The organism is Streptomyces sp. NPDC005775, from assembly GCF_042871565.1.
In the GTDB taxonomy this organism is placed as follows: domain Bacteria; phylum Actinomycetota; class Actinomycetes; order Streptomycetales; family Streptomycetaceae; genus Streptomyces.
The window spans coordinates 111,513-123,377 of record NZ_JBIAIU010000009.1 but is presented as its reverse complement, the minus strand read 5'-3'; the positions used below and the strand labels follow the sequence as shown (position 1 = coordinate 123,377).

At 71.6% G+C, this 11,865-nt stretch carries 11 protein-coding genes; 2 read left to right on the top strand and 9 right to left on the bottom strand.

The features are described 5' to 3' along the window. Window positions 1-62: 62 nt before the first annotated feature. From ACFYPA_RS21530 to ACFYPA_RS21510, 5 genes are read right to left on the bottom strand one after another with little or no spacing between them, the layout of a single operon-like run. Window positions 63-848: an aldolase/citrate lyase family protein gene (locus ACFYPA_RS21530; RefSeq protein WP_359320034.1), complete on the bottom strand. Its 786-nt coding sequence runs from the start codon at window positions 846-848 to the stop codon at window positions 63-65. Next, window positions 845-1,618, bottom strand: coding sequence for an SDR family oxidoreductase (locus tag ACFYPA_RS21525; RefSeq protein ID WP_359320032.1), 774 nt, complete (start codon window positions 1,616-1,618; stop codon window positions 845-847). The genes ACFYPA_RS21530 and ACFYPA_RS21525 overlap by 4 nt, the downstream gene beginning before the upstream one ends. Beyond that, window positions 1,615-2,925, bottom strand: coding sequence for a histidinol dehydrogenase (hisD, locus tag ACFYPA_RS21520; protein ID WP_359320030.1), 1,311 nt, complete (start codon window positions 2,923-2,925; stop codon window positions 1,615-1,617). The genes ACFYPA_RS21525 and hisD (ACFYPA_RS21520) overlap by 4 nt, the downstream gene beginning before the upstream one ends. Window positions 2,926-2,978: 53 nt before the next feature. After that, window positions 2,979-3,713, bottom strand: coding sequence for an alpha/beta fold hydrolase (locus ACFYPA_RS21515; protein ID WP_359085639.1), 735 nt, complete (start codon window positions 3,711-3,713; stop codon window positions 2,979-2,981). Between the two features lie 5 nt (window positions 3,714-3,718). Then, a complete protein-coding gene (locus ACFYPA_RS21510) occupies window positions 3,719-4,858 on the bottom strand; it encodes a cupin domain-containing protein (RefSeq protein ID WP_359320029.1) in 1,140 nt (379 codons plus the stop codon). Between the two features lie 219 nt (window positions 4,859-5,077). On the opposite strand from ACFYPA_RS21510, the gene ACFYPA_RS21505 reads away from it, so the two are divergent. Further along, window positions 5,078-6,076 carry a LacI family DNA-binding transcriptional regulator gene (locus ACFYPA_RS21505; protein ID WP_359085641.1) on the top strand — a complete coding sequence of 333 codons (999 nt, stop codon included), beginning with the start codon at window positions 5,078-5,080 and terminating at the stop codon, window positions 6,074-6,076. Window positions 6,077-6,086: 10 nt separating this feature from the next. On the opposite strand, the gene ACFYPA_RS21500 is transcribed toward ACFYPA_RS21505, so the two are convergent. The 3 genes from ACFYPA_RS21500 to ACFYPA_RS21490 all read right to left on the bottom strand — a co-directional run bounded on the left by ACFYPA_RS21500 (window position 6,087) and on the right by ACFYPA_RS21490 (window position 10,010). Next, window positions 6,087-7,457 carry an amino acid permease gene (locus tag ACFYPA_RS21500; protein ID WP_359320027.1) on the bottom strand — a complete coding sequence of 457 codons (1,371 nt, stop codon included), beginning with the start codon at window positions 7,455-7,457 and terminating at the stop codon, window positions 6,087-6,089. A gap of 184 nt (window positions 7,458-7,641) precedes the next feature. Further along, on the bottom strand, window positions 7,642-9,003 hold the full coding sequence (gene hisD, locus ACFYPA_RS21495) for a histidinol dehydrogenase (protein WP_389133571.1): 1,362 nt from the start codon (window positions 9,001-9,003) through the stop codon (window positions 7,642-7,644). Between the two features lie 95 nt (window positions 9,004-9,098). Beyond that, window positions 9,099-10,010 carry a LysR family transcriptional regulator gene (locus ACFYPA_RS21490; RefSeq protein ID WP_359085644.1) on the bottom strand — a complete coding sequence of 304 codons (912 nt, stop codon included), beginning with the start codon at window positions 10,008-10,010 and terminating at the stop codon, window positions 9,099-9,101. A gap of 220 nt (window positions 10,011-10,230) precedes the next feature. Between ACFYPA_RS21490 and ACFYPA_RS21485 the strand changes: the two genes are divergently transcribed. Continuing rightward, the gene (locus tag ACFYPA_RS21485; RefSeq protein WP_389133568.1) at window positions 10,231-11,106 is read left to right on the top strand and encodes a carbon-nitrogen hydrolase family protein; all 876 of its coding nucleotides are present in this window, start codon (window positions 10,231-10,233) and stop codon (window positions 11,104-11,106) included. A 149-nt stretch (window positions 11,107-11,255) separates the two neighbouring features. On the opposite strand, the gene ACFYPA_RS21480 is transcribed toward ACFYPA_RS21485, so the two are convergent. Beyond that, window positions 11,256-11,696 carry a hypothetical protein gene (locus ACFYPA_RS21480; RefSeq protein ID WP_389133566.1) on the bottom strand — a complete coding sequence of 147 codons (441 nt, stop codon included), beginning with the start codon at window positions 11,694-11,696 and terminating at the stop codon, window positions 11,256-11,258. Window positions 11,697-11,865: the final 169 nt, after the last annotated feature.

The window sequence follows — 11,865 nt, the reverse complement described above, 5'->3', positions numbered from 1 at the left end:
GGGGTGCGTCAAGGGTGTGCCGCAGAAGAGGGCGGACGGAGTGACGGCCCGCGCCCGCCCGGTCAGGCGGGGTCCTCGGCCGCGCCCGTTGTCCCGGGCCGGGCCAGGGAGCGCATGGTGTCCATGAGGACCTGGGCCATGTTGTAGAGGATCAGCTGGTCCCCCCGGCGCTCGGCGGCCCGGGCGGCGTCGAGGTCCGGCACGATCGTCATCACCGCGCGTCCGGCGTCCCGTGCCGCCACGTGCGCCCGGGCGGTGAGACCGGCCACGACACCGGGCTCCGGGAAGCCGCAGTCGGCGGCCAGGTCGGCGGGGCCCACCAGGACCGCGTCCACGCCCTCGGTGCCGGCGACCGCGTCGGCGTCCTCGCAGGCGCGCCGTGTCTCGATCATCGCCACGACCAGGGTCTCGCGGGACGCGGCCACATGCTCGGCCGCCGTGACCGTGCCGAACCGGCCCGCTCTGCTGTAGGTGGCGAACCCCCGCTCCCCCCACGGCGGGTAGTGGCTCGCGGCCACCACCCGTAGGGCGTCTTCGCGACTGTCCACGTGCGGGAATATCAGCCCGGCGGCGCCCAGGTCGAGGCAGCGCAGGGCGAGTGCCGGCTCGGCCGTGCCGACACGGACCAGGACATCCGTCCCGTGCGCCGCCGCGGCCGTCAGGTGCTGCTGGAGCAGCGCCGTGTCGGCGGGCCCGTGCTCGCAGTCGATGACGACGTAATCGAGTCCCGCGACCCCCGCCATCTCCACCAGGGTCTCCGAGGGGAGCCGCAGCAGCGCGCCCCGCAACCGCTCGCCGTCCGCCAGTCTCCGCTTGAGGCTGCGGCGCGGTGCGCCGTGTGCCGTCACCGGGCCACCATCCCCGCGGAGAGGTCGATGTCGGCCCCGCACAGTCCGCGCATGCGGAGCATCGCGCTGACGGCCTCGCCGACCTCCTCCTCGGTGACCATCCGGCCCAGCGCGGAGCGGGCCACGAACGCCTGCTCGGCCTCCGCGTAGGTGCTGCCCGTGCGTTCCGCCTCCAGACGGAAGTTGCGCTCCATGCGTGGACCCGAAACCGGTCCCGGGGAAAGGGAGTTGACTGTGATGCCCTGCGGTCCCACCTCGCCGGCGAGTGTGGCCGTGAGGCCGATGACCGCCATCTTCGACGCGCAGTACGGGGTGCGCCCGAGGAGGGGGCGCTTGCCCGACACCGAGGCGATGTTGACGACGTCGCCCGCGCCCCTGCGGATCATGGCGGGCAGGAAGGCCCGGCACATCAGGAACACCCCGCGCACGTTCACGCCGAAGACCTCGTCCCAGTCCTGCGGGGCGATCTCGGTCAGGGGCGCCACCGGGCCGGCGATCCCGGCGTTGTTGACCAGGACCGATATCTCCTCCTCGGCCAGACTCCGGGCCAGCTCCTCGACGTCGTCCGCGCGGGAGACGTCGCAGACGCGAGGGGAGACCCGCGGGCCGAAGTCCGAGGCGGTCTCCTCCAGCGCGGTGCGGTTCCGGCCCGTGATCACCACGCGGGCCCCGTCGGAGAGCAGGGACCGCGTGATGGCCCGGCCCAGCCCGCTCCCTCCCCCGGTGACGAGCGCGGTGCGGCCCGCCAGAGGGTCGGTGCGGCCACTCATGCGGCGCCCTCCTCGTTCCACGGCAGAGTGCCGTTGCCGTACTTGGCGGCGCGGACGTCACCCGAGCGGGCATGGCCCTCGAAGAGCTCGACGCGTGCGGCCCGGCCGCACACCTCGCCGAGCAGCGCGGAGGACGCGGTGTCGGTGACCTCCTGGTACGTCACCGTCTTCAGGTACTTGCCGACCCACAGGCCACCGGTGTAGCGGGCGGCCCCGCGGGTGGGCAGGACGTGGTTGGTGCCGATGACCTTGTCGCCGTAGGAGACGCAGGTGCCTTCGCCGAGGAAGAGCGCACCGTAGTCGCGCATCTTCTCCAGTGCCTGGCGGGGGTTCTCCGTCAGGACCTGCACATGCTCGCTGGCGTAGGAGTCGGCGATCCGGAAGGCCTCGTCGAGCGAGTCGGCCACCACGATCTCGCCGTGGTCGCGCCAGGCCGGCGCGGCGAAGTCCCGGGTGGGCATGGAGGGCAGCAGGCGCTCGATGTGCCGCTCGGCCTCCCGGGCGAGCTCTTCGGAGGTGGTGACCAGCACGGCGGGGGAGTCCGGGCCGTGCTCCGCCTGCGACAGCAGGTCGACCGCCACCACGAACGGGTCCGCGTGCTCGTCGGCGATCACCAGGATCTCGGTCGGACCGGCGAACAGGTCGATGCCGACCTCGCCGAACAGCTGCCGCTTGGCCTCCGCCACGTACGCGTTGCCGGGGCCCGCGAGCATCGGGACGCGGCCGATGGTCTCGGTGCCCACGGCCATCGCCGCGACGGCCTGGACGCCGCCCAGCAGGTAGATCTCGTCGGCGCCCGCGAGGTGCATCGCCGCGACCGTCGCGGCGGGGACCTCGCCCCGGATCGGCGGGGTGCAGGCTGCGACGCGCGGGACGCCCGCCACCTTGGCGGTCACGACCGTCATGTGGGCCGAAGCGGTCAGCGGGTAACGGCCGCCGGGCACGTACGCGCCGGCGCCGGACACGGGGACGTGCCGGTGGCCGAGGCGGACGCCGGGCAGAGTCTCGATCTCGACGTCGGCCAGCGCGTCACGCTGGGCCTGGGCGAAGGTGCGGACCTGCCGCTGCACGAAGCGGATGTCGTCGAGGACCGTGCCGGGCACGCCGGACATGATCCGCCGGACGTCGTCGGGAGACAGGCGGAACGACTCGGGGCTCCAGTTGTCGAACTTCTCGGAGTACTGGCGGACCGCGTCGTCGCCGCGCAGGCGGATGTCGTCGAGGATGGCGTGGACGCGTTCGGCGACATCGGCCCGGGCCGCGCTCACCTGCGCGGCGGGCACGGGGGACTTGAGGTGTCGGGGCATGACGGCTCTCTTCCACTGCGGATGAAGGGGCGGGGGTTCGGTTCGGGAGACGTTCAGGGGGTTACGGTGACCGGTGCCGCACCGGCGGCCGCGACCAGGTCGCGCAGCGCGGCAGTCACCGCGCCGGGTCGTTGCCACGGGAGCAGGTGTCCCGCGTCGGGCAGCAGGGTCAGGGCGGCTCCGGGGACGGAGTCCGCGATCGTGCGGTGGAAGCCGGGCGGGCACAGCGTGTCCCGCGCTCCGGCCAGGACGGTGGTGGGGCAGCGGACCGTCCGCAGCACGGCGGTCGCGTCCGTGCGGGTCGCCTGCGCGGCGAGCTGGGCGCGGGCGGCGGTGGCGCCCACGGCGTACGCCATGTCGCGGTAGCGCCGAGCGTCCCGGGGCGAGGGGCGGCGGTCGGGGAACATGTCCGGCAGCGTCCGCTCGACGACGTCCGGGAACCGGCCGGCCGCGATCAGTTCGTCCATCTCCCGCCAGGCCGCGTACTGCCCGGGACGCGGGGGGCCCGCGTTGGTGGCCATCACGCACAGACCGGCCACGCGCCCGGGCGCCCGGCGCAGCACCTCGAAGCCGGTGATGGCGCCCAGGCTAAGCCCGACGAGCACGAAAGGTCCGTCCACCGCGGCGAGTACGTCCTCGGCGAGCGCCCCGATGTCCGCCCGCCGCAGCGCGATGTGGTGGACCTCGTGGCCCGCGGGGAATTCGGCGTCGCGCCACAGACTCGCGTCGCAGAGCATTCCGGGTACGACGACCAGCGGCAGCGGGCCGGCCGCGCCCCCGGGCGCCACGGCGGTCACCAGGAGCGCGCGGAGCGCGGCAGCAGCGCGTACGGGGCGACGTACCCGTTGTGGTCGATGCCCAGACCCGCGTCCGCCGCGCTCTTGAGCACCTCCTCGTCCCACTCCAGACGGACGCGTCCGTCGCCGGAGTTGACGACGAGGAGGTCGCCCCGCTCCTCGCCGACGTTGCGCAGGGTGCGCCAGGCGTCCTGCGGGACGGAGAGCATGTCCCGGGGGCCGAGGCGGACGGGGAGCGGGTCCGTGTCGTTGAGAGTGACCTCCCACAGGCCGTCCTTCACGATCAGGGTCTGGGTCTCGCGCTGACGGTGGGTCGACACGCCCTGGCCGGGGTCGGCGCGGAGCCAGGCGACGTTGTGTCCGTGCGGGTTGAACACGCGGGGCTCCTGGTGCGGGTCCTCGGTCATGCCGTAACCGATGACACAGCTCAAGCGGGCACCGCCGCCCGGCAGAGTGCTGTCGAGGAAGGGGCGCTCGGAGAACACCAGCTCGTCCGCGGCGGCGATCCGGCGCTTCATCTCGTCGGGGCTGTAGTGGCGCAACAGGTCGAGGTGCTCCTGCGCCAGAGGGCTGACGAGCTCGGACTCGGGCGGCACGGTGTCGCCGGCGACGGTGTCGACGAGCTTGTTGTCGGCGGAGAGATACAGGCCGTGCTTCTGCGCCTCGCGCAGGACCGAGGGCCCCCAGATGATGCCGCCGGTGTCATCCATGCCCAGCACGGTGAACATCCAGCCGTCGTCCGGCCCCGTGTTGGTGAATCCGCGGAAGATCCAGGTGGGGATGGAGGCGATGTCGCCGGCCCTGAGGGTGAGTTCGCCCTCCGTGCCGTCGACGCCCCAGCGCAGCAGGTACTCGCCCTCGGTGCAGACGAACACCTCGGCGGTGTAGTGGAGGTGCAGATTGTTGGTGATGCCGTGCGGCATCGCGGCCGCACCGATGTTGTAGCCGTGCGGGAGCCGGAGATTGACGTGCTGCCCGGCTGCCTGGGAGACACCCGGCCCGATCATCGCGTAGTTCTCCTTGCGATCCGAGCCGGGCGTACGGCAGTCGATGAAGGCCTGGTTGCAGGAGACGAAGTCGCTGCGGCGCACCGTGCGGCGGGCGAGCTCGCTGGGGGATACGACGACATCGGGCATGACTGCTCCTTGCTCGTGAATACGTATGTATTCCATGACAGGTGCCGACGGGGTGGATGTCAAGGGGTGGGTGCGGTCTTTGTCTCTCATAAGAAAGGGGCGGTGTTTCCGACGGGAACGTGACGGCATTGCGCCGCTCGGTCCGCGCAGGCTGCGTGAGGCATACGTATAGTGGCTGGGCGGGATCGGTCGGTCCCGGTGGTGAGGAGGGGAACGCCGATGGGGATCACCAGTCATGACGTGGCCAGGCTGGCGGGGGTCTCGCAGCCCACGGTCTCCCGCGCGCTGCGCGACGACCCCCGCGTGTCCGCGGGCACCCGCGAGAAGGTCATGCGGGCCGCCCAGGCGTTGAACTACGTGCCGAGCGAGGCCGGGCGCACCCTCTCCACCCGTGCCACCCGCAGGGTGGGTGTCATCGTCACCGACCTGACGAATCCCTTCTACCCGCACATCATCGCCCCGCTCCACGACGAGCTGAGCAGTCTCGGTTACCGGATGATGCTGATCACCGAGCGGTCCGACGAGGCGGTCGCCGAGGAGACACTGCTCGACCAGTCGATGGACGGCGTCGTCCTCGCCACGGCGACCACGGACTCCCGTCTCCCCGCCCAGCTGGACAGACGGGGCATGCCCTACGTCTTCCTCAACCGCGACACGGGCCGGGGCGACGACTTCGCCTCCGTCGTCGACAACGAGGGCGGTGGACGGCTCGTCGCCCGTGAACTCCTGGCCCTGGGACACCGCCGTGTCGCCGGCATCTTCGGCGCGGCCAACACCACGACGGGGCGCGAACGCGAGATGGGTTTCCGGCTGGCGCTCGCCGAGGAGGGCGTGGCGCTGCCGGAGGCCCGGGTGGTGCGTGGCGCGTTCGAGTACGAGACCGGCTACCGGGCGCTGCCCGCCCTCCTCGAGGCCGACGAGCCACCCACGGCGGTGTTCTGCGGCAATGACGTCGTCGCCATCGGCGTCCTGAACGCCGCCCTCGCCGCCGGAGTCCGGGTTCCCGACGACCTCACCGTCATCGGCTTCGACGATCTGCCGATGGCCGCCTGGGAGGTGTTCCGGCTCACCACCGTCCGGCACGACCTCCGGGAGCTGTCGCGGCAGGCGGCGCGGCTGCTGGTCCGGCGGATCGCCAAGGACGTCGACCCCGCGGGGGAGCGCCTCGTCCTGCCGACCGAGTTCGTGCCCCGCGCCACGCACGCCCGCGTCCACTGAACCCTCCGGGTCACACCGTTCGCTCCGGCTCCCGGGTGCTGATGGCCGGGCCGTCCGCGCGCGCCCCCGCCCTGCGCTGCCGCAGCACGCCCAGGCCGACGAGGATCGCGGCGAGGCCGAGCGACAGCCACAGTTCCAGCCTGTGTCCCGGCAGTACGGCCATGAGCACCAGCACTCCGGCGATGAACGCGATCGTGGCAAGGGTGAGGTAGGGGAACCCCCACATGCGGACCTCGGCCGGCTGCCCTCCCTGGCGGCGGGTCGCGTACTGAGTGAGGGCGATGACCATGTACATCATCAGAGCGATCGCTCCGCTGGAGGCGATGAGGTACGAGAACACGTCCGGCAGCAGGTAGTTGGCGATGACCGCCGCCATGCCGATGACCGTGGAGGCCACGACTGCGTTCCCCGGGACTCCACGCCGCGAGGTGCGGGCGAGGGCGGCGGGAGCGTCGCCCCGGGCCGCGAGGGAGAACATCATGCGGGACGCGGTGTACACGGCCGAGTTGAGGCAGCTGCACACGGCGATCACGAGGACGGCGTCCATGATCCAGGCGGCGCCCGGGATGTTCATCCGGTCGAGAGCGGCCTGGTACGAGCCGCCCGCCAGGTCGTCGGCGTTCCACGGGACGAGACAGACCACGATGAGGATCGAACCGATGTAGAAGAGGCCGAGGCGCCATACCACCGCCCGGACGGCCTTCTTGATGTTCTTCCGCGGTTCGTCGGACTCGGCGGCGGCGATGGTGACGATCTCGCTGCCCTGGAAACTGAACATCGCGGTGAGCAGACCGGCGATGACGGCCATGGCTCCCTGTGGGGCGAATCCGCCGTGGCGCCACAGGTTCGACACGCCGTGCGTGTCCGACCCCGGCAGCAGGCCCAGTACGGCGAGCACGCCCAGGACCAGGAACCCCACGATCGCGATGACCTTCAGAAGGGCGAACCAGTACTCGAACTCCCCGTAGTTGCGCACCGCGAGCATGTTGCTGCCCGCGAGTACGACGATCACCGTCAGCGCCGGAACCCAGCTGGGCACCGACGTCAGGCCGGCGATCACCTCGCCTGCCGCGATGGCTTCGATGGGGATGACGAGAATGTAGAACCACCAGTACAGCCAGCCGATCGAGAAGCCCGCCCAGGGGCCCAGTGCACGGTCGGCATAGGTGGAGAAGGAGCCCGTGTCCGGCTGGGCGACAGCCATCTCGCCCAGCATCTGCATGACGAGCACCACGAGCGCCGCAGCCAGAAGGAACGAGATCAGGACGGCCGGCCCCGCCGCGCTCACGGCCGTGGACGACCCGACGAAGAGTCCGGCGCCGATCACCCCGCCGATGGAGATCATGGTGATCTGGCGGCCCTTGAGGCCCTGGGTGAGCACGGCACCGTTTCCGCTTCGGGCGGGCGCCGGTGACGAGGATGGGCGGTGTCGCATGGGAGACCTCGGGTGGGGGCGGGGTACGGGGGACCGGTGGGGGCGCCGGAGTGGCAAGGGTGACGGAACGGGCCGGGCGCGGCCGGTGCCCTCGTGCCGCCGCTCGGCGGGCGGCGGCACGAGAGGGGGGTCAGAGCTGGTCGCGCAGAGTTGCCGGGATCTCGTCGAACGCGCCGGACGTCCGCCCGATGCGATCGATGCGCAGCGTCGCCGTGGCACCGTGGGCGGCCAGCCCCTCGAACGCCGAGATGCGCTCGACAGCGGGGGCCAGCGACGCGGTCCCCTCCTTCGAGGCGCGCTGGTAGGTCAGCGGCTTGAGGAACCGGGAGACCGAGAGACCGGCGTTGTAGCGGGCGGTCTTGCCCGTGGGCAGCACGTGGTTGGTGCCGGCGATGCCCTTGTCGGAGTAGGCGACCGTCGACCACGACCCGATGAACAGCGAGCCGTAGTTGGTGAGGTTCTCCAGGTAGTAGGCGTCGTCCTCGGTCTGGATCTCCAGGTGTTCGGGGGCGATGACATCGGCGACCGCGACCGCGTCGGCCCGGTCGTCCACGACGATGACGGAACCGAAGTCGCGCCACGCAGGGCCCGCGATGTCCCGGGTGACCAGGGATTCCAGCTGGCGTTCCATCTCCGCGATCACCGCACGTCCCAGCTTCTCGGACGTGGTGACGAGTGCGGCGGGGGAGTTGGGGCCGTGTTCGGCCTGTCCCAGCAGATCCGCCGCGACCCACACGGGGTCGGCGCTGTCGTCGGCGATGACGGCGACCTCGGAGGGGCCGGCCAGCAGGTCGATGCCGACCCGGCCGAACAGCTGGCGCTTCGCCTCGGTGACGAACGCGTTGCCCGCGCCGACCAGCATGTCGACCGGGGCCTCGCCGAGCAGGCCGAAGGCCATGGCGCCGAGCGCCTGGACACCGCCGAGAGCGAACACCCGGTCGGCGCGCGACAGGTAGGCGCCGTACAGAACGGCAGGATGGGCGCCGTGCTCGCCGGAGGGGGGAGTGCACGCCAGCACTGTGGGCACCCCGGCGGTCTTCGCCACGTTCACCGTCATGAAGGCGCTGGCGAGAAGCGGGAAGCGGCCGGCCGGCAGGTACGCGCCGACGCGGGACACGGGGACGTACCGCTGGCCGCCGGCGACACCCGGAGCGACCTCGACCTCGAAGTCCGTCAGGTGCTCGCGCTGCGCCGCGGCGAACCGGTGGGTGCGTTCGTACCCCAGCTCGAGGGAGGTGCGGACATCCGGGGGCAGGGCGTCCCCCGACCTCTTGAGCTCGGCGGCCGTGATCTCCACGTCGCCCGACCAGCCGTCCAGCTCCTGGGCATAGGCGCGCACCGCGTCCATGCCCTTGTTCTCGATCTCCGTCAGCATCTGCGACACCCGCTCGACCACCTTGGGGTCGCGCTGGGCGGGGGGACCGTCCACGGACGGCTTCTTCAGCCACTGGAACGGGGGGAGGGCCTGTGCTTCATCGTGCGTGATCTGCATGGCAGGGACGCTAGACGCCACGCTGCCACAGGACCAGAGGGGCGATTCCTGTCCCACTCACAGGGTTTCCCTGCGAGTGGGTTGCAGCCGCCCGCTCAGAGGCCGAGGTCGGTACGGAGCTCACGCAAGGTGTCCTCGGCCAGCCGGGCGAGCTCTCTGGTGGCCCGTGACAGCGGATGGCCCCGCCGCTTGACCAGGGCGATCGTGTCGTAGAGCGGGTCGGCGAAGGAGGCGGTCCGCAGCCCCGGAGGGAACGACGGGCCGGCGATCACCGCCCGGCTGGCGATCGTGTCGCCCACACCGGCGGCCACGAGGCCCAGGGCAGCCTCGACGCGCTCGATCTCGATGAGCGGCTCGATGCCGACGCCGGCCAGCTGGGCACGCTCCGCGAGCTGACGTCGGGTGGGGTCCTGCCAGCCGTAGTGGGCGTCATAGAGGACCAGGGGGGCCTGGGCGAAGGCCTCCATCGTCACCGGTACGCGGGTCCGCTCCTCGCTCGCGCTGACGTAGAACACCTCGTCGCGCAGGAGCGGGGTCACCACGAGCCCCTCATCGTCGATGGGCAGGATGACCAGGCCCGCCTCGATCTGCCCCGCCGACACGGCGGCCGCCGTCTCGGCCGAGTTCTGCCCCACGAGCCGGACCCGGACGGACGGGTACCGGGCGTGGAACATCTGCACGAGGTTGGACAGCAGGTAATAATCCGCGTTGCGCAGAACGCCGAACGTCGCGGTCCCCCCGCCCAGGGAACTCAACGAGTGCACGGCTCGGGTCCCGCTCTCCGCGGCCTCCAGCGCCTGCTGGGCGTACGGCAGCAGTTCCTGCCCGGCGGACGTCAGGGTCAGGGTGCGGCTGCCTCGCGCGAACAGCTCGGCGTCGAGTTCCGCCTCGAGGCGCCGCACCAGTTCGGAGGCCGACGCCTGCGCGATGTCCATGGCCTGCGCCGCCGCGGTGAACGACCCGAGCCGACCCGCCTCCACGAAGGCCCGCAGCTGGGTGAGGGTCATGTCTTTCCCGTGTCCTGTCGAGTCGGTGAGGAGTGTCGCGGACGCGACGGCCCTCGTGCTTCCGCCGGGTCGGCACGGCAGCCGTACGCGGATGCCCAGCAGCTTACCCACGGGTTTCCCCTGTGGATGCCGCTGGGAAAGGGGGGCTTGTCCTGGATCAGGCACGGTGATTGGCTCGTCGCGCCCCGGATGTCGACCCTGCGCGGAAGGTTGCCCCACGATGACGGCCCCCCTGTCGATCGCCCTCGTCCAGACCGCCGCGCGGCACCACACCGCCGAGGATCCGGACGCGTTCGCCGCGGACGTACGCCGTGTCGCCGAGGCATACCCCGGTGTCCACCTGCTCGCGTATCCGGAACTGCACCTGTGCGGTCACGAGCCCGAGGAGGACCCCGCCGCGGTCATGACCGCGGCAGCCCGGCCCCTGGACGGCCCCCGCGGTACCCGGCTGGCGGCACTCGCCAGGGAACTGGGCATCTGGCTCGTGCCCGGCAGCGTCTACGAAAAGGGCGCGGACGGCCGGATCTACAACACCGCCCCCGTCTACTCGCCCACGGGCGAACGGGTCGCGGCGTACCGCAAGATCTTCCCGTGGCGTCCCCACGAGACCACCGCGGCGGGGAGCAGTTTCGTGGTCTTCGATGTGGCCGGCCACGGACGCGTCGGTCTCACGATCTGCTATGACGCGTGGTTCCCCGAGACCACCCGCCATCTGGCGTGGCAGGGCGCCGACCTCGTACTCAACCTGGTGCGCACCCCCACCGCCGACCGCGCGCAGGAGGTCGTGCTCGCACAGGCCAACGCGATCGTGAACCAGGTGTTCATGGCCAGCCTCAACGCCGCGTCACCCGACGGCGTCGGGCGCAGCCTCGTGGTGGACCCCGAGGGGCATACGCGTGCCGAGGCCGGGCCAGGCGCGGAAGAGGTCCTGACCGACGTGCTCGACCTCGCCGAGGCCCGACGGGTGCGCACCCGGGGAACAGGGGGCCTCACACGGGTGTGGGACCCGTTCGAAGAGGGCGACACCCCGCTCGAACTGCCCCTGTACGCAGGCCGGATCGATCCCGAACGGTGGCGCCGCGGAGGGCGCCCGTGAGCGGTCCGCCGGCGCGGTGCCCGCTCGTACGGGCTCCCTCGGGAGACTGCCCCGCCAAAATGTCTCGGTCAGTTCGAAGTCCTTGGCGACCTGACCTACCGAGCGGTCACCTCGTCGGCACAGCCCGAGTGTGTCCCGGTGATTCCCGGTCAGCGGCGGCCGGTGGTCAGGATGACGAGGAACTGGCCGCCGCCCGGCTCGATGTCGGCAGTCACCGGCAGCCCCGGAACCAGTCGGGAGAACCGGTCCACCAGCCAATCCGCGGCTTCCTGGGCGTCCCGCCTGGTCGGGCAACGGCCCACCATCTCGCGGCCTCCCTTGCGCTCCAGCCTCCCGGCCACGGTGATCAGCGGCGCGGGTTCGACCACGTACAGGCGATCCGGCCAGGCGATGGTCACCTTGACCGCGCCCTTGCGGGTGTTGCATCCACGGTGCGCGAGCCGCTCGGCGACCTTGGCCTTCCGGTCGGCAGTCCGGCTGTCGACACTGGGCCCCCGCGGGTCGTTCACCGACTCCTTGGGGTCGACCGCTTCGTCGCACACCCAGCAGCGCCAACCGTCGCGCTCGGCTACATCATCAAGCAGACTCATCCGAGCAAACTAGCCTGTCCGGCCGCCACTCCGCGCATCAGGGTCCGGCAAAGTGGGGACGCGGGCCAGGAGCGGGCCGACGTCGACGCCCGGCCCCGGGGGCCCGATCAGCACCGCCAGGGCGTTCACCCCCCGGCGAAGTGATGTCATACCCATCATGACAGGTCAG